Source organism: Maribacter sp. 2-571 (genome assembly GCF_050589625.1).
In the GTDB taxonomy this organism is placed as follows: domain Bacteria; phylum Bacteroidota; class Bacteroidia; order Flavobacteriales; family Flavobacteriaceae; genus Pelagihabitans.
On the sequence record NZ_JBNGOP010000005.1, the window covers coordinates 29593 to 47014 of the forward strand.

The following is a 17422-nucleotide window of genomic DNA, read 5'->3' on the forward strand; positions in this document are numbered from 1 at the left end:
GTATATGGCAAGCTATACTTCCTTTGTTAGGATACGGTGGCGTTTAAGATAAGATCATTTTTGAAAAGGGTATGACCGTGTCATATCCTTTTTCTTTGAAATAGGTTGGGCTTGTCGCCGCATCTCCGGTAGCAAGCACAAAATCGCCCCCCCAAGCACCTAAGCTCTTAACGGCATGCGGGTAATCGTCGAACAATAGGTGTTGAACCGTGGCGATATCCAAGGCTTTGGAAATGAGGTTTTCATGGGCGCTCAGCAACCGTTCGAATTCCGATAGCCGTTCTACCACTGTAAGTTGTTCCGTTATACTGCTGATGTCGGCTATAAGCCCATGATCCATATCACGTTTTCGATACATTGCAATGGCTTCCCTGCTGTTTCTTTTTTGGTTGAGGTATACAAAAAAGAGGCGGTCCTTAAAGGGTACGTCCCAAGCGATGGACTCGACTTTCGGAACATTATTTTCAATTTGGTATAGGATCGGGGTGTCCGTTCCGGCACAGGCAATATCATAACCACTACCGCCAAAGGTGGCATTTAAAAGCTGATATGGGTCGATGTCGGCCCAGCGGGCAAGGGTATAGATTAAGGTAGAAGAGGTGCCCAACCCCCAGTTTTTAGGAAAACTTAGTAGCGTTTTCACCTCATATCCGTTGGCACGGGTCAAAAAATCTGGATTCAAGGCCTGCGCTTGCCGCAGTATTCGGGTCAACATCTCGGCCGTTTTGGTGTTGGTATTGGAGCGTTCCAAAAGGCCGTTTAAATCGTATTCGCCTTCGAACCAAGGGAGTCCGTTAGGATCGAGACTCTTCCAACGGAGCAGTCCGGAGCGGTTTTCGTTTACCGATAATGCTTGTCCGTATCTGGTAGGCAGCGCAAGTCCCTTTGCACCGTCCAAGATGACATATTCCCCGGATAGCAGTAGTTTGCCGTTACCATAAAATTTTTGCTCCATTATGGTTGCCTCAATTTTTCAAAGGCCGAAACTACGGCACTGTGGGTTACGGTATGTTTTTTAAAATACGCGGTCAACACTTTCTTTTCCTCGGCATTTGCATGGAGCTGATTTAAGATGTTCATCAGATGCATTTTCATGTGTCCTTCCTGTATACCGGTAGTGACCAACGAGCTTACCGCGGCAAAATTTTGAGCAAGGCCTGCGACTGCCACAAGTTGCATCAGCTCTTTTGCCGATGGGTTGCCCAAAATTTCCAAGGCCAGTTTTACCAAGGGGTGAAGGGAGGTAAGCCCACCGACCGTTCCCAAGGCCAAAGGAATTTCGATCCAAAAGGAAAAGATACCGTCGGTAACCGAAGCATGGGTCAAACTTTGATAACGGCCGTCTTTGGCGGCATAGGCATGAACGCCTGCTTCTACCGCCCTAAAATCATTACCGGTCGCCAAGACCACGGCATCTATTCCGTTCATAATGCCCTTATTGTGGGTGACCGCCCTATGGGGCTCTATTTCGGCAATGGTAACGGCTCGGACCATTTTTTCCGCAAAAACCGCTGGGGAAATATCGGGCCGTAGCTGCAATTCGGAAACGGGGCATTCCACTTCGGCACGTACCAGGCATTCCGGAACGTAGTTGGACAGAATGCTCATGACCACCTCAATAGTACTTTCGTCAGCGGTAAAAGGCCGATATGTTTTTGCCTCTCGCTGAAGGGTTTCTGCAAATTGCTCCAAGCAGGAGTTGATGAAATTGGCGCCCATGGCATCCAAGGTTTCAAAGGTGCAGTGTAGTTGGTAGTAATGTTGCAGTTCGGCGGTCTTGTCGCGAAGCACGATTCCCGTAATGCCGCCACCGCGCTTTTCCATGTTTTTGGTGATCGCAGCGGTGTCCGTGATAAAAACCTCTTGGATCGATTCGATAAAAGCATCTAGTTTTTCCGGGGCGCCATCGAACATAAAATGTACCTGTCCTATCTTTTGAGTGCCCAATACCCGGGCTTTGAAACCGCCGCGATCAAGCCAAAATTTAGCCGCTTTACTGGCGGCCGCCACTACGGAGCTTTCCTCAATGGCCATCGGTAATGCGTACAACCGATCGTTGATCTTGAAGTTGGGGGCAATTCCCAAGGGAAGGTAAAAATTGGAGATGGTATTTTCAATAAACTCGTCGTGCAACTGTTGTAATTGCCGATCGGTGTTCCAGTACTGTGCCAACACTTTTTTGGCCTCCTCGGGGTCACCCGTAAAATGCGTGGCCAGCCAATCGATTTTTGCCGCTTTGTCCAGTTTGGAAAACCCCTGTATCGGTTGGGTCATAGGGTCTTGGTTTTGTTGCCAAAGATACATATTCGTGTCGGTTTCGCCCGATTTTGAAACCGCTAACAAAAGCGCTTGTTTTTATGCTAAAAGTTTATTTATTCCTAAAATTATCACTAAACTTGACAGATTTAACAAACCGCGATTCCGAATGAAAAAAATAACAGGTTTATTGCTACTGTTGTGCAGCATTTTTGGTTCCGTACAGGCCCAAAAGAAAATAACGGTAGAAGAAATTTATCAAGGTGCATTTCTTACACAGGGCATGGAAGCCCTTCGATCCTCGAAAAATGGAAAACAGTATACTATTTTGACGGCCGATCTTGTTAGGGGGAAAAGCACCATTGACCTATATGACTATACCACCCAGACCAAAACCGCCACAGTAGTTTCCTCCGACGATTTGGAGGGAATTGAAACTTTTTCGGCATATGCCTTCAGTGCCGACGAATCTAAAATAGTTTTGGCGACAAATGTAACACCGGTTTTCAGACGGTCAACGCTGGGCGTATACTACGTATATGATGTGAAAACCAAAACCACGGTGAAAGTGGCGGACTTTCCGATCAGGGAGCCCCTGCTATCCCCTTCCAGTAAAAAGGTGGCCTATGTTGCCGAGAATGATCTGTACGTTTTTGACATTGCCACGGGGAACACCGAACAAATAACGACCGATGGGGTGCTAAACAGTGTTATCAACGGGGTTACCGATTGGGTGTATGAGGAGGAGTTTGCCTTTGTACGTGCCTTTGAATGGAATTCCGATGGGTCTAAAATCGCTTTTCTTCGTTTAGACGAGAGCAAGGTTCCCGAGTTTTCAATGGATGTTTACGGCGCCGAGCTTTACCAAAAACCTTATGTGTTCAAGTATCCCAAGGCAGGTGAGGAAAATGCCAAAGTAAGCCTGCATTTGTTCGATTTGGCATCAAAAAAAACAATGGAGGTCCCGTTGGGGAATCCCCACTATATTCCGCGGATCAAATGGAGAAACCATCCCGACCATTTGAGCGTACAGGCACTGAACAGGCATCAGAACCATTTGCAGTTATATGATGTAAATGCAAAGAAAAATACGGTATCCGTACTTTTGGAAGAAAAAGATGCGGCCTATATCGATATTACCGACGACCTTACCTTTTTGGAGGACGATAGTTTTATTTGGACGAGCGAAAAGGACGGGAACAAACACATATACCACTACGGCGAAGATGGAAAACTGATTACTCAGGTTACCAAAGGCCCTTGGGAGGTGACCGCCTATTACGGCTATGACCAGAACGAGGATCGGGTATACTATCAATCGACCGAGAACGGTTCCATCAACCGGGGGGTGTATAGCGTATCCAGTGGTGGAAAGGAAAAAAAGGAATTGGCGGTATCGCCGGGAACGAACGGTGCCGACTTTAGTGCCGATTTCACTTATTTTATCAATACCCATTCCAGCGCTACCAGTCCATATCGGTTTACGCTGCACCAAGCCCTAACGGGTAAAATGCTGACAGAGATCCGTAATAATGAGGCGCTGTCCAAGAAATTGGAAGGTTATGAGATGCGCCCAAAGGAATTTGGCACCATCGCGATCAATGGAAACGATTTGAACATGTATATGATCAAACCGAAAAATTTTGATGCCAACAAAAAATATCCGTTGCTGCTATATCAATACAGCGGACCAGGCTCTCAAAATGTTTCGAACAAATGGGGAGGAGCCAACGATTACTGGCATCAAAGTCTCGTTTCGGAAGGGTACATTGTAGCGTGCGTAGATGGCAGGGGAACGGGTTTTAAAGGACGCGATTTTAAAAAGGTGACCCAAAAGGAACTGGGCAAGTATGAAGTGGAGGACCAGATCGCCGTGGCGCAAAAGTTGAGTGAGAAGCCCTATATCGACGCCGAACGTACCGGTATTTGGGGCTGGAGTTATGGGGGTTTTATGTCGACCAATTGTATTTTAAAGGGCAACGATACCTTTGAAATGGCCATAGCGGTGGCCCCGGTCACCAGCTGGCGGTTTTACGATACCATTTACACGGAACGTTATATGCAAACGCCACAAGAAAACGCCTCCGGTTATGATACCAACTCTCCTTTGAACTATCCCGAAAAACTAAAGGGCGACTACCTACTGGTTCATGGTTCGGGCGACGACAATGTGCATGTACAGAACAGTATGCGAATGGTGGAGGCGCTGATCCAGGCCGATAAACAGTTCGATTGGGCCATCTACCCCGATAGGAACCATGGCATATACGGTGGAAATACCCGAATACACCTCTACAACAAGATGACCGATTTTATAAAAGAAAACCTTTAACCCCAAAACACCTATCAAATGGCGATTATAGAAAAATCACAGCATCAAAAAGAACTTTTTGGGCATCCAGTGGGACTTTACGTCCTATTCTTTACCGAAATGTGGGAACGGTTCTCCTATTATGGGATGAGGGCGCTGTTAACCTTGTACATGACCGCAAAAACACTGGAGAACGATCCCCAGAGTGGATTGGGTTGGACTACCACGGAGGCGTTGGCACTCTATGGATGGTACACGATGTTGGTGTATTTAATGAGCATACCGGGAGGGTTTTTGGCCGATAGGGTATTGGGGCAAAAGAAAGCCGTAACGATCGGTGCCCTATTGCTTACCGCTGGGCACGGGGTTCTGGCGATCGATGCTATTTGGGCCTATTACTCCGGTTTAGGTCTTGTTATTTTGGGCGTTGGAATGTTAAAACCGAATATATCTACAATGGTAGGGGGATTGTACCGGCAAAACGATATCCGCAGGGACAAGGGGTTCAGTATATTTTATGTAGGTATCAATCTTGGTTCGTTTTTGGCTTCCTTGTCCGTAGGTCTTGTGGCCAAATACTACGGCTGGCACTACGGATTTGGATTGGCGGGAATCGGTATGGCCTTGGGCTTGCTCGTTTACCTATATGGGCAACGCTTTTTGGTGCATGTCGGAAACGCTCCCACGGTCGAGGAAAAATCCAACGATATCAGTTTGGCGAGCTTGTTTTCCCAATTGCTAAAATCACCCTTGCAACTGACAATCGTTTTAATATTGTTGGCGCTTTCCGTTTATGCCGGAATAACCTTTAAAGGACCGGATCACTTGGGCTATGGTCTTCTTTTTATCGTAATATCCCTTATTACGGGACTTATGATGATGATTTATAAGAATCTTAACGGGCAAGTCGAAAAAGACCGTTATGTGGTATTGCTATTATCGCTATTGATGGTATTGGTGTTTTGGGGATGTTTCGAGCAGATGGGGGGACTAATGAACCTGTATGCCGAAGACAAAACCGATAGAATGTTGATGGGCTGGGAAGTACCTTCTGCATGGTTTCAATCGGCCAATCCCGGATTTATCATCCTTTTTGCCGTGTTGGTGGCCAACTTTTGGGCCCGAAGAAAGTTAAAAGGAAAAGCGGCGTCTTCCCTTTTTAAAATGGCAGTTGGTGTAATTGTTATGGGGTTTGGTTTCATGTTTATGGTTTTTGCCTCCTTGCAGTATGAAGCAAATGGGAGTTCGGCCATGTATTGGCTTCTTTTCGCATACCTCTTTCATACCTTGGGGGAGCTGTGTTTGTCCCCGGTTTCCCTTTCGTTCTTCACAAAATTGGCGCCAGCTCGGTATATGGCATTGATGATGGGAGTATATTGGGCGGCCACAGGTTTAGGGAACAAAGTTGCCGGAGTTATAGGGGAAGAATCGGTTAAAGCTGGAGAGCTAAAGGTTTTTGGCGGACTTTTTGTATTTGCCGTACTTTTTGGAATACTTGTCATTCTATTGATCAAACCGTTAAAACGGCTTACTCATGGTGCCGAAGATAAGGAGACCGTTATCAAAGCGGACGAAAATATAGGTTTTGAATCGGCGGATCGTTAATGGATTTTATGGAAAAGAGTAAGCGCCCTTTTCCCTAGTACTGTGGAAAGGCACTTTCTTTGCTTGGCAGGTCCCTTTCCATAGGGCAATAGCGTTGGTGTAGTTGCTGCCGTCCGCAATAATCACCTTGGGCGACAAGCTGTCGATGAGTCGCTCCAAATTCAATTTGGGCGATTGGGTAAGGATTACATAATCGATTTCTTTTTGAAAAGGGAGATATACCCCCAAACTGTCGATAACAAGAATGCTTTTTCCCTGCCACATGAGGGTTTCTTTCAAAGGCCTGTTTTGAATTGTCGGGATGTTTTCGCCCAGGGCATATGCTTCCGTAATACGTTCCGTATTGTTTCCCTCGGGGGACAGTTGATAGAGCCGTTGCCCTTCACGATGCAGGAGAACCGTTTTTCTGGGCACATGTCCCAAAAGCAACTGTTCCTTTTTTCGATGCTTCAAAACGGGATATACCGTAGCCAGTTGCAATAAGAGCAGCGTCGTTAAAATCAACGCCATGCGTTTGAAAAAACGCACTGGGAAATAGCCAAATACCAAATGCAACAGCACATAAGAGAGTACCAACTGCACACTATTGAAAGAAATGTTCGTAAAAAGAAAGCTTTCTTGCGCTGCTACCCAGGTGACCGTGCCGTTCATCATGGCAATCATTTGATTGTAAATAGATGCCAAAAATGACGGTAAAAAATCAAGTAACGAAAGGAACATCACCACTAGGCCCATACCGAGAACAATACCCAAAAAGGGAACGATCAACAGGTTCGATATAAAAAACAATCCGGGAAATTGATGAAAGTAGAAAAGGCTGATCGGAAGCACGCCCAGTTGTGCCACGATGCTTACCGATAAGAGTTGCCAAATTTTCATCAGTATCGGGTTCTTGGGAGCCCACCACCGCATCAGTTTTGGGTACAGCCAAACGATGGCTCCCACGGCGGCATAGCTCATTTGAAAGCCGGCTTGAAAAAGAAGGTTTGCATCTATTACCAAAAGAATAAAGAGCATGCTCAGGGCCAAAATATTGAAAGCATTGCTCGGTCTGTTCAAAAAGAGGGCATACGCCATAAAGCTGAACATGGTTACCGCCCGTACCACCGACGCGGACAGGCCCGCTAAAAACGCAAATCCCCATAACAATACAATAGCGAGAACAAGCTGTAGCTTGTCGCCATGCGGTAAGCGACGCAGGGGACGTAATAGCGATTGGATCAGCAGTAAAAGAATACCCACGTGTAGGCCCGATACCGCTAAAATGTGTACGGCACCCGCCTTTTTATAACTGTCATAAGTGTTTTCGGAAATCGTGTTTCGTTGGCCCAGTAAAAGGGCTTTTGCGATGCTGAGCTCGTCGGGACCGAAAGCGGCACGTTCCAAACTTTCGGCCAGTTTGTCCCGCACTGCGTTTGCCCTTCCCAAAAGGGTACGGTGCTGCGGCGGATGCCATACAAACGCTCCCGCTTTAGGGCGTAATTGATGCAGTATCCCTTTTCGGGCCATATAATTACGGTAGTCAAAGGTGTGGGGATTTAAAGCCGGGGGTATCGGGTCGGTCTTTGCCGCTACAAGAACCCTATCGTCGACCATTAAGGGTTTTGTAAAGGAATTTGGGGGAAACTTCAATAGTATCGGTCCGGTGCGGGCGGTTCCGTCCACCTTGATTACCTCGGCGATGTATTGTTCGGAAAATGCCGATGGTTTTTGTGCTTCCGTAATACGAAGCTCCCATACGGTCGCGCTTTCCCGTTCATGATTGGCATAATGGTCCGCCCAATTTTTCGGCTGGCCCATACTGTACGCCAATATTCCCAGGCAAAAAGTGGTAAGCGCCGTACCCATATAAAACCATATGGGATTTGCCTTTTTCAATACAAAAAAGAACAGCAGCAACGCTATCGATAGTACCGTTGCACCTATGGAGAAAAGGAGTCCGAGATCGAAAAAACTGGCGGTCAGTATACCACAGACCAAAAAGAGCGTTAAGCGAATGGGAACAAAGCGGAACAATCCCATGCTACAGGATGCGGTTGGCCCTTACAAAAGCGTTGTTCCAAAAACCTTCCCGTAACGAAGATACAATGACCCCTCTGGAGGAAGAGGCATGAATAAACTTGATTTCGGATCCAACGGCCACCACCATGCCCACATGGTTGATCCGCTTAGCGCTTTTGCGGGTTCGAAAAAAAAGCAGATCTCCTTTTTCAACATTCCTCAGTTTTATCCGCTTTCCCTCTTCCGCCATGTGATAAGAGGTTCTGGGCAAGGAAACGTCGTGTTCACCAAAGGATACATAGAGCAATCCGGAGCAGTCCATCCCTTTTTTGGTAGTACCGCCAAACTTATATCGCGTGCCCGAGAACTTGAGCGCGGTATCGATAATTTCGTCGGCCTTGGATCGGGATGCCGTACCCCTGGCCCGATCATCATCGGATTTTTCGGTTACTACGGTCTTCTCTTTGGAAGCGGGAACCGAAACTTTACGGGTTTTGCTGTAGGTCGTTTTCTTTTTTACCGCACCGCAACCGGTTATAAGAATCGAAAGCACAAGAATACAGATATGACGCATACTACACTGGGAATTGAATTTTCGCTCCTACCCAAAATTAGAGAATTAATTTGAAACGAATAAAACCCTTAGTGTGGTGCTCATATGCCGATCAGTGGATTTAACTGCTTTGGGTGGCCGAAATATAAGCGTTCACCATATCCTCTAACACGTCCAATGGGAGTGCCCCGTTTTTGAGAATAACCTCATGAAATTCACGGATATCGAATTTAGCTCCAAGCTTGTCCTTTGCCATTTTTCGAAGCGCTAAAATTTTGTTCATACCCACTTTATAAGCCGTCGCTTGGGACGGCATAACAATATGGCGCTCGACCATCTTAACGGCGTCGCTTTTTGCGTTCGGGGTGTTGTCGGTGTAATAGGCAATGCCCTCTTCCCTGGTCCATTTTTTGGAATGTATGCCCGTGTCGACCACCAAGCGGCACGCACGCCAAAGTTCCATGGCCAGTCTGCCAAAATCGGAGTAGGGGTCACTGTACAGTCCCATTTCTTTTGGAATAAATTCAGTGTACAGTCCCCAACCTTCAACATAGGCCGTATATCCGCCTATTTTTCTGAACATCGGAATATTCTCCAATTCTTGGGACATTGCCCTTTCCATGTGATGGCCCGGGATGCCCTCATGATAAGCTAGGGCTTCCATTTGGTATTTGGGCATGGCCTTTATATCGTACATATTGGCGTAATAGGTGCCGGGTCTGGAACCATCCAGTGCCGGGGCTTGGTAAAACGCCTTGCCCGCTGATTTTTCCCGGAAACCTTCTACCGCTTTTACGATCAGGTCCGCCTTTGGTTTCCTTAAAAAAAGTTCGTCCAGTCGGGCTTTCATCGTATCGATCAATGCCGTGGCGGTTTGCATGTATTCGGCGCGACCTTCCTTGGTGTCCGGATAATAGAATTGTTCGTCCTCTTTCATGAAAACGAAAAACTCTTGAAGCGAGCCTTCAAAACCGACACCATCTTTGATCGCGTTCATTTCTTCATGAATTCGTTTTACCTCCGAAAGTCCCAAGGCGTGAATGTCATCGGAAGTCATATCGGTAGTGGTGGTGCGGGCAAGGGCATTGTTATAGTAGGCAGCCCCATTTGGAAACTTCCAAGCGCCATGGTCCGTAGTGGCCCTTGTCGATTGCGCTTCCAAAAAACGGATCAACTTTTCGTATGCAGGTTTTACCGAAGTGGTCAACGCTGCTTTTGCCGCGGCCAATAGTGATTTGGTATCCCCCTCGTTGGTATCGATCTTTTTGAGTTTGGTTTGAAAATCTTCCAGTAGGGTACTGTATTCCGTGTCGTTTTCAAAAGGGACTCCCTTCAGGATGTTTTTACAGGATTCGATAACTCTTGGGAAAACGAACTTCGGAGGAACGATACCTGCTGCTTCACGTTCTTTAAGCCCCTCGATAATTTGTTCGAACAAAAGGGGAACGCCCTCTAGTCTTGAAACATAGGCCTCTGCGTCTTTTTTGTCCGTTATTTGGTGCATATTGATTAAAAAAGAGGGCACTTGGGAGTGTATGCCGAACATTTGATTCACGGGATAGTCATACAAACGATATTGGTAATCGGCAATTTCATTTTCCTGCTGTTGCACCGCAAGGGTATAGCTCAGTAAAGTAGCTTCATCCAATGCCTGCACGTCTACGGAGTCTTTTAGAAAGGCCAATCGGGATTTTGACCTCTTGAATGCCTTTTCTTCAGTTTCTTTGGACATGTCGTCCCATTTGTCGTAATCCGTTTTGTCGCCCAAATAGGTTTGGGTCATGGGCGATAGCGCGACTTCGTTATCCCATTCCTTTTGGAACCAATCGTTTAGGGCTTTTGAGCCGTTGGCAATCGCTTCCGGCGCTATTTTTTCTTCGGTTTTTTCAGTTGCTTGCTTGCAGTTTGCAAGAAATATCAAAAGACTTATTGTAAACGTAGTTTGCAGTAATTTTTTCATAGCATAGCTGTGTTTCGGTGTGGCAATCAATTTATTGGCCCATCTAAGGTATGAATAAGACCTGAATTAAGTATTCGTTACTATCAATTCCGCAACCTTATCACTGGCGCCCTTTCCGCCAAGCTTTTCGGATAATTCGTCATATGCCCTTAACATGGCGTCGCGAGCGGGGCCCTCCGTTATTTTTTTCAATTCGGATACCAGTGCGGTCGTATGCAGTTCTTCTTGGATGAGTTCCTTGACCACTTCTTTGTCCATAATAAGATTGACCAACGAAATGTACTTCAAGGTGATAATGCGTTTCGCAATTTGGTACGACACCCAATTTGCCTTGTAGCATACCACTTGCGGAACGTTGAAAAGGGCCGTTTCCAAGGTGGCGGTACCACTGGTGACCAATGCCGCATGGGCCATGCCCAAAAGGTCATAGGTTTTGTTCAGTACGAACTTCACGTTTGGGGTATTCAGGTAAGGAGCGTAAAAATCCCCGTCAAGACTTGGCGCTCCGGCGATAACGAACTCGTATTCGGGAAAATGACCGGCCACGGAAAGCATCGTTCGAAGCATTTTTTCCACCTCCTGTTTGCGACTGCCCGGTAGCAGGGCTATAATGGGTTTGTCCGCACTTAACCGATGTTCTTTTCGAAATAGGGGCTCCGATACCTCAGGTTTCTGCGCTAGGGCATCGATCAAGGGGTGGCCCACAAAATGGACGGGATATCCGTGCTTATCTTCATAGAACGCTTTTTCAAAAGGCAAAATGACATACATCCGGTCGATATCGCGCTTTATTTTTTCAATACGTTTTTCGCGCGATGCCCATAGCTGTGGGGAAATGTAGTATTGTGTGCCAAAACCTGCTTTTCGCGCCCATTTGGCGATGCGAAGATTAAAGCCGGAATAATCGACAAAAATGATGGTATCGGGTCGAAATTGGGCGATATCCGCTTTGCAAAAAGCAATGTTCTTGAATATTTTCCACAGGTTCAGCACTACCTCGATAAACCCCATAAAGGCCATTTCTTTATAGTGCTTGACCAATGTTCCACCGGCCTCGCGCATGAGATCACCACCCCAGCAGCGAATATGGGCATCGGGGTCTTTGCGTTTTAAGGCGCGAATGAGGTTCGATCCATGAAGGTCCCCGGAAGCCTCACCGGCAATAATATAATACTTCATTTAAAAACTAAGCTGCCCGCTGTTAGGTTCGGGCAAATTTTCTTGAATTCGCAAATCCTTTGTTGCACCGTAGCGTAAAGGAATCCGTCCGTTCGGTCATAAAAGAATCTTGTTCGAACCCTTATAGCAGTTTATAGCCAAGGATGACCAAGGCGGTGAGCAGCGTGGCGATCAAGACCCCTTTTGCCCGTTGGTCCCTTTTGATACGTAAAAAAGCGAAAAAGGCGACCAGGTTTAAAATGGCGCCCAGTGCCAGCAAACTGCCCAAATGGTCCTGTTCGATCGCCGCAGCGAAGGTTTCGGCAATTCCGAGTTCCGAAAAAAGGGCGATATACAATAGGGTGCCGATGGTATTGGCGATAAGCCCGACAAGAATACCGATTACGATTTCTTTTTTATGATTCATTTAAATTCCAAGTATTTATTTGTTGTATGCAATGGTGTGCGGTCAGATCGAATTGCGTCGGTACCACGGAAACATAACCGTTGGCCAAGGCCCACTCGTCGGTGTCCTCACCTTTGTCCAATAGTTCAAATTCCCCGGTCAGCCAATAATAATCCTTTCCCATAGGATTGGTTCGCTTATCGAACTTCTCCTTCCAATTGGCCTTTGCCTGTCGGCATACTTTTATGCCCTTTATCCCCACATCGGTATTTTTGGGAATATTTACGTTCAGTACCGTGCCCATTGGTATTTGATGATGCAGGGCCTGTTTGACGATTTGCTGGATATAGGGTTTTGCATGTTCAAAGTCGGCTTTCCAAGAGTAATCGCAAAGCGAAAACCCTATGGCCGGTACGCCTTCTATCCCTGCCTCTATCGCCGCGCTCATGGTACCGGAGTAAATAACGTTTATGGAAGCATTGGAGCCGTGATTGATGCCGCTGACACAGATATCCGGTTTGCGTTTTAAAAGCTCTTGAAGCCCTAATTTTACGCAATCCGCAGGTGTTCCGCTACAGCTATATTCTTGCTTGGCGCCATCTTCCGGGGCGATGTTCAAAGAAGTGGAATATAAGGTGCTGTCGAGGGTAATGGCATGCCCCATGCCGGATTGCGGACTGTCCGGTGCAACTACGACAACCTCTCCCAATTCGCTCATAAAACGGATAAGAGATCGTAGCCCGGGAGCCGTAATTCCATCGTCATTGGTCACCAATATTAAAGGTTTTGCCATTTCACATAATTTACTGGACAAAAATACGTTTTTAAAAAGGATAAGACCTATGAGCCGTTTAACAAAAAATTAATCCTTGTTGCAATCCATGGCATGGTTTTTTCAGTATCTTAGGGAATTACAAGGATTTTACCACCGCAGCAATTGCCTCTTTTAAATTGTCTGCCCAAAAACTGATAAATGAAAAGGAACCTAGCCTACGCTTTATTTATAACGCTCATCGCGGTAGCCTCGTGCAGCTTTACAAATCAAACCGCTGAAAATTTCGAAAACGACGATAAGGACAAATTGCTCCTCGATCTGATCACCTATGTATTGGAGAAAGGACATTATGAGCCCAAAGATATCGACGATGACTTTTCGGTAAGCGTTTTTGAGGATTTCATAGAGATATTGGACCCGACCAAGCGTTATTTTCTGGAGGAGGACATCAAGGAATTTGAGCAATACAAATTTCAAATAGACGACCAGATAAAGAATACCGAAATCGCTTTTTTTAATGTAGTCCACGAAAGGTTGATGGAGCGTATGCAACAGGCGAAGGAGATATACAAAGAGGTTTTGGAAGTTCCCTTTGACTACGGGCGCAAGGAGAAAATCGACATCGATTATGAAAAAATGCCCTTTGCCGATTCCAGAAAAGACTTGAAAGAACGTTGGAGAAAACAATTGAAGTACGCTACATTAGGTACATATGATTCGAAGATAAAGCGCATTGAAACCCCTGAAGAGACCGATGAGGAGCCGATGACCAAAGAACGGGCGGAAATCGATTCCCGCGAATCGACCCGTAAAACCTTGGATGAGTTTTTCGACTTTGTGGACGATACCGAACGTAAAGACTGGTTCGTACAATACATCAATACCATTGTGGACGAGTTTGATCCGCACACCTACTATTTTGCCCCTGATGATAAGGAAAAGTTCGATATGAGCATGTCCGGAAAATTCGAGGGTATCGGGGCGCGATTGCAAAAAAAACCCGAAGGCGCTAAAATCGTGGAAATCATTTCCGGTGGTCCCGTATGGCGCAACCAGCAGTTGGAGGTAGGGGACGAAATTATTAAAGTAGGGCAGGATGGCGAAGAGCCTATCAATATCGTCGGAATGCGGTTGGACGATGCTATAAAACTTATAAAAGGGCCCCAAGGAACCATTGTGGACCTTACCGTTAGAAAAGTGGACGGATCATTGGATGTCATCTCCATCACTAGGGATGTGGTAGAATTGGAAGAGTCGTTTGCCAAATCGACCAAAATACAAAAAGACGATATTCGTTACGGACTTATCCATCTTCCCAAATTTTATGTGGACTTTGATGATTACAGCGAGCGAAATGCAGCTACCGATGTGGCCAAGGAAGTAGAGCGACTTAAAACGGAGGGTGTTGAAGGTCTCGTTTTGGATCTGCGCGATAACGGAGGAGGATCATTAAAAACGGTCGTTGAAATGGCAGGACTTTTTATTAAAGATGGTCCGGTGGTACAAGTACAGTCGTCCGGTAAAAAGAAAGAAGTTTATGAGGACAAGGACGAACGCATTCAGTGGGACGGTCCGTTGGTGATATTGGTCAACGAACTTTCGGCTTCGGCTTCCGAGATACTTGCCGCCGCCATGCAAGACTATAAAAGGGCCGTGGTTATCGGTAGCGAGCAGACCTTTGGTAAGGGAACCGTACAGAACGTTATTCCATTGGACAACATTGTAAGGAGCAACGACCATGGGAAATTAGGTGCCATAAAGCTGACCACACAGAAGTTTTATCGAATTAACGGAGGATCCACACAACTCGAAGGAGTAAAAAGTGATGTGGTGGTCCCGGACCGTTATTCCTATATCGATTTGGGAGAACGCGACCAGTCCAACCCGTTAAAGTGGGATAAGATCACCCCTGCCGATTACAAGCCGTGGGACGGCTATATCGACTATGAGCAGACACTGGCCAGCAGCAATAAAAGGATGGCGGGAAATGCCCAGATCGCGCTTATAGAGGAGAATGCAAAATGGCTGAAAGCCGAGCAGGAAGAAACCAAAATTTCCCTGAACTATTCCGATTATAAGGTGGAGGAACAAAAGGATAAAGAAAAGCTCGATTATTTTAAGACACTGTCCGAATACGATAATAAACTATCGTTCAGTTCCCTTAAATATGAAGAAGCCTTGTTTACAAAAGATTCCGTACTTCGGGAAAAAAGAAACCGTTGGCACCAGAACTTGGCCAAGGATGTATATGTTGAGGAAGCGGTGAACGTATTACAGGATCTGAAGATCAATAACATCAAAAACGGAAAACTGGCCAGTGTAAAAGGCTGATTTTTTCTATAACTGAATTAAAAATCCCCGGGACGGCATATCTCGGGGATTTTTAGTTTTTTGGGATCCCTTATACCATTTTTTAATGGTTGATTTCAAGGTAGAAATGGTATTAATGCCATAAATGGTATGATTTTAACCCTCTGGATGCTCGCGTTGGAATGCTTTCAGTTTAGGCCGGATGATCCCCTGGCAGTAGGCCTGCTCCGGATTTTTCTCAAAATACTTCTGGTGATATGCTTCGGCCAAATAGAAATTTTTCAAAGCAGCTATTTCCGTCGTGATGGGCTTTTCGAAGCGCGGTCTTAAGGTTTCGATCAGTGCAACCGCCGATTGCTGTTGTTGGTTGTTGTGGGTGTAGATTACCGAACGGTACTGGTTGCCTATGGAAACACCTTTGGTATGTGTTGTCGTTGGGTCGTGTACGGTCATAAAGAGGGTCAGCAATCGTTCGTACGAAATGAGCTCCGGGCAAAACGTCACTTGTACCACTTCGGCATGTCCAGTGCGGCCGGAACATACTTCCCTATAGGTGGGATATCCGGGTACGGACCCTCCACTATACCCCGATACAACCTGTTCAACACCTTTTACGATGGTAAAAAGTGCTTCGATACACCAAAAACAACCTCCGCCAAAGGTGGCTTTTTCAACTGTTTTCAAGCGTGTCCTCGGTATGCTTTGGTTGTAAGGTCATAGAAGCCGAATTGATACAGTACCGAAGGCCGCTAGGTTCCGGACCATCGGGGAATACATGCCCCAAGTGTGCGTCACAGGTATTGCAAAGTACTTCTACCCGTATCATACCAAAGGAAACATCTTTAATGTAACTGATGGCATTCTCCTTTATCGGTTGGGTAAAACTGGGCCAGCCCGTACCTGATTCAAATTTAATGGTAGAATCAAAAAGTGGTGTGTCGCAACAGACACAATTGTATTTTCCGGCTTCGTATATGCCACAAAGGTCACCGGTATGTGGTGCTTCGGTACCTTTTTTTCGGGTAATGCGAAAAACGTCGGGTGTCAATACCTGTTGCCATTCCGCCTCGGTTTTCTCCACCCTTTTGTCGGGCTTCGGATTTCCTTTGGTACTAAAATGAATAACATCTTTCCAAGTAATCATAGCGCTACATTTTTGGTATAAGGTAATAAGAATTTCGCTTTTTTGGTCGAAATATTCTTGGAAAACATACGGTGGTCACGTGATGGAGGTAACCGTGAAATTTGTAGTTTTAAACATGGGTAGCATATCGTTCAAAAATCGCAATAGCATCATCTATTCGGTGCTTATGCTCGTTTGTATCGTCGGGTTTTGGTTGTTCCAGAATTTTTATACGCCCGCATCCTATTCTGAAGCACCGTCCGACACCCACGGGATAACATCCGTACCGGCTTTTGCCCTTCCCCGTTCTACCACGGGTTCGATGATCGACCACCGACATTATTGTCTATCCTATAGCGAAACCCACGAACAGGCCGAGTGGGTGGCTTATGTATTAAAAAAAGAACACCTCACCTACGACGATCGTAAACGGCCTTATTTTATTGAAGATCCCAAAGTGTCCACAAAATCTGCTGACTGGAAAAACTATAGGGGGTCGGGCTACGATCGCGGGCATTTATGTCCGGCCGGAGATCGGCGTTTTAGCGAACAGGCGTATAACGAAACGTTTTACACCAGCAACATTAGTCCGCAGGACAGGGATTTCAACGCTGGCATATGGAACCGCTTGGAGCAGCAGGTCCGCCGTTGGGCAAAAAAGAAGGGTACCTTGTATGTTATTACCGGGGGCATACTGGAAAAGGATTTAGATGAAATTGGAGCGGAGGCTGTTTCGGTACCTGAGTATTATTATAAGATCGTTGCCAGCGGGAATGCTTCAAAAATGACCGCAATCGCCTTTCTGATGGAAGGAAAGGAGCGCTCAAAGCCATTGCATACCTTTGTAGTGCCTATCGATGAACTGGAAAAACGAACTGGAATCGATTTTTTTTATCAGCTATCAGATCAGATGCAGGCCAGTTTGGAAAGCGGCACGGATATCGGGAACTGGCCGATGTAAAAT

14 protein-coding genes are annotated in these 17422 nt (G+C 46.1%); 4 read left to right on the top strand and 10 right to left on the bottom strand.

Translation table 11 applies throughout. The annotated features are described in order from the left end of the window. Positions 1–43: 43 nt before the first annotated feature. A complete protein-coding gene (locus tag ACRD7P_RS05275) occupies positions 44–955 on the bottom strand; it encodes a GYDIA family GHMP kinase (protein WP_430906470.1) in 912 nt (303 codons plus the stop codon). Further along, positions 955–2304 (bottom strand): hydroxymethylglutaryl-CoA reductase, degradative, encoded by a 1350-nt coding sequence (locus ACRD7P_RS05280; protein WP_430906614.1) that lies wholly within the window; start codon positions 2302–2304, stop codon positions 955–957. The genes ACRD7P_RS05275 and ACRD7P_RS05280 overlap by 1 nt, the downstream gene beginning before the upstream one ends. A gap of 121 nt (positions 2305–2425) precedes the next feature. Here ACRD7P_RS05280 and ACRD7P_RS05285 point away from each other — a divergent pair, with 121 nt between their 5' ends. Beyond that, positions 2426–4588 carry a S9 family peptidase gene (locus ACRD7P_RS05285; protein WP_430906471.1) on the top strand — a complete coding sequence of 721 codons (2163 nt, stop codon included), beginning with the start codon at positions 2426–2428 and terminating at the stop codon, positions 4586–4588. Between the two features lie 18 nt (positions 4589–4606). Beyond that, entirely contained in the window at positions 4607–6172 is a 1566-nt protein-coding gene (locus ACRD7P_RS05290; protein WP_430906472.1) for a peptide MFS transporter, read from the top strand. 6 nt (positions 6173–6178) lie between these two features. On the opposite strand, the gene ACRD7P_RS05295 is transcribed toward ACRD7P_RS05290, so the two are convergent. The 6 genes from ACRD7P_RS05295 to surE all read right to left on the bottom strand — a co-directional run bounded on the left by ACRD7P_RS05295 (position 6179) and on the right by surE (position 13043). Continuing rightward, the gene (locus tag ACRD7P_RS05295; protein ID WP_430906473.1) at positions 6179–8194 is read right to left on the bottom strand and encodes a ComEC/Rec2 family competence protein; all 2016 of its coding nucleotides are present in this window, start codon (positions 8192–8194) and stop codon (positions 6179–6181) included. 1 nt (position 8195) lies between these two features. Continuing rightward, positions 8196–8747 (bottom strand): C40 family peptidase, encoded by a 552-nt coding sequence (locus tag ACRD7P_RS05300; protein ID WP_430906474.1) that lies wholly within the window; start codon positions 8745–8747, stop codon positions 8196–8198. Between the two features lie 100 nt (positions 8748–8847). Continuing rightward, complete coding sequence (locus tag ACRD7P_RS05305) at positions 8848–10686, bottom strand: DUF885 domain-containing protein (RefSeq protein WP_430906475.1); 1839 nt, start codon at positions 10684–10686, stop codon at positions 8848–8850. A 66-nt stretch (positions 10687–10752) separates the two neighbouring features. After that, entirely contained in the window at positions 10753–11865 is a 1113-nt protein-coding gene (lpxB, locus tag ACRD7P_RS05310) for a lipid-A-disaccharide synthase (protein ID WP_430906476.1), read from the bottom strand. A gap of 121 nt (positions 11866–11986) precedes the next feature. Further along, a complete protein-coding gene (locus ACRD7P_RS05315) occupies positions 11987–12271 on the bottom strand; it encodes a hypothetical protein (protein ID WP_430906477.1) in 285 nt (94 codons plus the stop codon). Next, positions 12261–13043 carry a 5'/3'-nucleotidase SurE gene (gene surE, locus ACRD7P_RS05320; RefSeq protein WP_430906478.1) on the bottom strand — a complete coding sequence of 261 codons (783 nt, stop codon included), beginning with the start codon at positions 13041–13043 and terminating at the stop codon, positions 12261–12263. The genes ACRD7P_RS05315 and surE overlap by 11 nt, the downstream gene beginning before the upstream one ends. 180 nt (positions 13044–13223) lie before the next feature. Here surE and ACRD7P_RS05325 point away from each other — a divergent pair, with 180 nt between their 5' ends. Then, on the top strand, positions 13224–15356 hold the full coding sequence (locus tag ACRD7P_RS05325) for a carboxy terminal-processing peptidase (protein WP_430906479.1): 2133 nt from the start codon (positions 13224–13226) through the stop codon (positions 15354–15356). Between the two features lie 135 nt (positions 15357–15491). Here the strand turns inward: ACRD7P_RS05325 and msrA are convergent, their stop codons facing one another. After that, a complete protein-coding gene (msrA, locus tag ACRD7P_RS05330) occupies positions 15492–16019 on the bottom strand; it encodes a peptide-methionine (S)-S-oxide reductase MsrA (protein WP_430906480.1) in 528 nt (175 codons plus the stop codon). Continuing rightward, positions 16006–16479 (bottom strand): peptide-methionine (R)-S-oxide reductase MsrB, encoded by a 474-nt coding sequence (msrB, locus tag ACRD7P_RS05335; protein ID WP_430906482.1) that lies wholly within the window; start codon positions 16477–16479, stop codon positions 16006–16008. The genes msrA and msrB overlap by 14 nt, the downstream gene beginning before the upstream one ends. 115 nt (positions 16480–16594) lie before the next feature. Between msrB and ACRD7P_RS05340 the strand changes: the two genes are divergently transcribed. Further along, entirely contained in the window at positions 16595–17419 is an 825-nt protein-coding gene (locus ACRD7P_RS05340) for a DNA/RNA non-specific endonuclease (RefSeq protein WP_430906483.1), read from the top strand. Positions 17420–17422: the final 3 nt, after the last annotated feature.

Bases quoted from the DNA above. Each gene is read 5' to 3' on its own strand.
- ACRD7P_RS05305 (WP_430906475.1), bottom strand. From the start codon at position 10,686: ATGAAAAAATTACTGCAAACTACGTTTACAATAAGTCTTTTGATATTT.
- ACRD7P_RS05300 (WP_430906474.1), bottom strand. From the start codon at position 8,747: ATGCGTCATATCTGTATTCTTGTGCTTTCGATTCTTATAACCGGTTGC.
- ACRD7P_RS05295 (WP_430906473.1), bottom strand. From the start codon at position 8,194: ATGGGATTGTTCCGCTTTGTTCCCATTCGCTTAACGCTCTTTTTGGTC.
- ACRD7P_RS05340 (WP_430906483.1), top strand. From the start codon at position 16,595: ATGGGTAGCATATCGTTCAAAAATCGCAATAGCATCATCTATTCGGTG.
- ACRD7P_RS05275 (WP_430906470.1), bottom strand. From the start codon at position 955: ATGGAGCAAAAATTTTATGGTAACGGCAAACTACTGCTATCCGGGGAA.
- surE (WP_430906478.1), bottom strand. From the start codon at position 13,043: ATGGCAAAACCTTTAATATTGGTGACCAATGACGATGGAATTACGGCT.
- ACRD7P_RS05315 (WP_430906477.1), bottom strand. From the start codon at position 12,271: ATGAATCATAAAAAAGAAATCGTAATCGGTATTCTTGTCGGGCTTATC.
- lpxB (WP_430906476.1), bottom strand. From the start codon at position 11,865: ATGAAGTATTATATTATTGCCGGTGAGGCTTCCGGGGACCTTCATGGA.
- msrB (WP_430906482.1), bottom strand. From the start codon at position 16,479: ATGATTACTTGGAAAGATGTTATTCATTTTAGTACCAAAGGAAATCCG.
- ACRD7P_RS05280 (WP_430906614.1), bottom strand. From the start codon at position 2,304: ATGTATCTTTGGCAACAAAACCAAGACCCTATGACCCAACCGATACAG.
- ACRD7P_RS05290 (WP_430906472.1), top strand. From the start codon at position 4,607: ATGGCGATTATAGAAAAATCACAGCATCAAAAAGAACTTTTTGGGCAT.
- ACRD7P_RS05325 (WP_430906479.1), top strand. From the start codon at position 13,224: ATGAAAAGGAACCTAGCCTACGCTTTATTTATAACGCTCATCGCGGTA.
- ACRD7P_RS05285 (WP_430906471.1), top strand. From the start codon at position 2,426: ATGAAAAAAATAACAGGTTTATTGCTACTGTTGTGCAGCATTTTTGGT.